Source organism: Bifidobacterium sp. LH_424, from assembly GCF_056356895.1.
Genome location: NZ_JBKEVC010000021.1, coordinates 1 through 1,480, shown reverse-complemented (window position 1 = coordinate 1,480; position 1,480 = coordinate 1). Strand labels below are relative to the sequence as shown.

Below are 1,480 nucleotides of genomic sequence, written 5' to 3'. Positions count from 1 at the left end.
TGAACCGCACCCTGATTGTTGGACTGAAGTAATTCGGATTCGATGATTGGAGGTGCGGTTTCTCATGTCCGGGAATCGCAGGCGTCGTTATGACGATGGTTTCATGCGGCTCGTCGTTGGTGTCTTCCATGAGGGCCATGGCTATAAGGCCGCGGCGCGCCGGCTTGGCGTGTCCGTCGATACCGCGAAAAAATGGTTTCTGTCGTATCGGATCGGCGGGGAGGCGGCGCTCATGGGAGAACGCGGCGGCAGAAAGGCCTACGGCTACGAGACGAAGCTCGCGGCGGTGCGCGACCATGTGGAGCGTGGAATGACCGCGGCCGAGGTCATGGCCCGGTACGGGATCGCGAGCGTCTCGCCATTGCGCCGTTGGTGCCGCGAGTACCGGGCGGGCGGTCCGGAGGCGTTGCGTCCGAGGCCGAAGGGTCGGCCGAAGGGCGCGAAGTCCAAGCCGAAACCGGCACCCACGAGGGAGCGGCTTCTCGAGGAGGAGAACGAGTATCTCAGGGCGAGGGTCGCGTATCTGGAAAAAGCCCGCGCCCTGCTGGCGTCGAAGTCACCAACCGGGAGAAGTCGGTGATCGTCTCGACGCTGGCGGGGCTCGGCCATCCGCTCGCGTATCTGCTCAGGGCCGCCGGTCTGGCGCGGAGCACCTACTACTATCTCCGTTCCCATCCCATGCCGGTCACCCGTCCGGACATCGAGCCGATGGTCGCCGAGATATTCGCGCGCACGCCCAACGGGTGCGGCCACCGGCAGGTGCGCATGTGCCTCGTGCACGAGTCCGGCGTGCGCGTGAGCCACAAGAGCGTGCTGAAGGTCATGCGCCGCATGGGACTGGAGTGCCGGATACGCCGGCCGAACCCGTACCGGAGGTACAGCTCGTACAAGGGCGGGACGGGCGCCAAGCCGCCGAACCTGCTGGAACGCGACTTCGCGGCCGACCGGCCCTGGACGAAACTGGGCACCGACGTCACCGAGTTCAGGATCGCGGGAGGCAAGGCGTACCTCGCGCCCGTGTACGACATGGGGTCCAAGGAGATCATCGCCTGGGACATCAGCCGCCATCCCGACATGGCCCAGCAGCGGCGCCTGCTCTCCATGCTCGAGGAGAAGCTGCCCGAGGACGCGAACCCCATACTCCACAGCGACATGGGCTGGCAGTACCAGCACGCATGGTGGAGGAACAGGCTGACGGAGCTGGGCATACGCCAGTCCATGAGCCGCAAGGGCAACTGTCTGGACAACGCCGCCACCGAGCAGGTGTTCGGCCATCTCAAGGACGAGTTCTACACCGGCCGCCGGTTCGCCTCATACGAGGAGTTCAAGACCGGGCTGGACGCGTACATCGTCCACTGGAACACCAAACGACGCCAGAAACGACTCGGGGGACACACCCCGGAGGAATTCCGGAACATGTCCCCCACAGCCTGATCAGGTACCCTTAATAAACCACGTCCAGCAATCGGGGCGCAGTTCA

The 1,480-nt window shown here is 64.7% G+C and carries 2 protein-coding genes; both read left to right on the top strand.

Annotation, left to right across the window (positions count from 1 at the left end):
* Positions 1 to 64 precede the first annotated feature (64 nt).
* The gene (locus AC1AYP_RS10590; RefSeq protein WP_476503402.1) at positions 65 to 580 is read left to right on the top strand and encodes a transposase; all 516 of its coding nucleotides are present in this window, start codon (positions 65 to 67) and stop codon (positions 578 to 580) included.
* A complete protein-coding gene (locus AC1AYP_RS10585) occupies positions 580 to 1,434 on the top strand; it encodes an IS3 family transposase (protein ID WP_476503403.1) in 855 nt (284 codons plus the stop codon). The genes AC1AYP_RS10590 and AC1AYP_RS10585 overlap by 1 nt, the downstream gene beginning before the upstream one ends.
* The last annotated feature ends 46 nt before the right edge of the window (positions 1,435 to 1,480 follow it).

What these genes read in the sequence shown, in the direction of transcription:
- AC1AYP_RS10590 (WP_476503402.1), top strand. Translation starts at nt 65, where the DNA reads ATGTCCGGGAATCGCAGGCGTCGTTATGACGATGGTTTCATGCGGCTC.